Genomic DNA, 214 nt, shown 5'->3' with positions numbered 1-214 from the left:
GTTAGAAGAACTATTAAAGCAAACGGAAGGAAAAGGAATTAATATTTATACGCATTCTGAAATAGTTGATTTTAGAAAAAATATAAAAATCGAGTTGACATTCATCGCTACTTAGTCATACAATGTAGATGTAATAAGTGATACTGAATAGTATGAATTCAAAAAAGCTACTCAGTAAAAAATTCGCCTTAGTACTCTGTAATACTGAATATAA

Annotated in this window: 1 pseudogene; it reads left to right on the top strand. The window is 27.6% G+C overall.

Annotated features, from left to right (window positions below):
- Window positions 1-67: pseudogene (locus MR083_RS28110) on the top strand (hydroxylamine reductase); the annotation flags it as partial.
- Window positions 68-214: the final 147 nt, after the last annotated feature.

The sequence above is a fragment of the Bacillus cereus group sp. BfR-BA-01408 genome, from assembly GCF_022663305.1.
Classification (GTDB): Bacteria; Bacillota; Bacilli; order Bacillales; family Bacillaceae_G; genus Bacillus_A; species Bacillus_A pacificus.
This window is presented reverse-complemented; position numbering and strand designations above follow the sequence as displayed.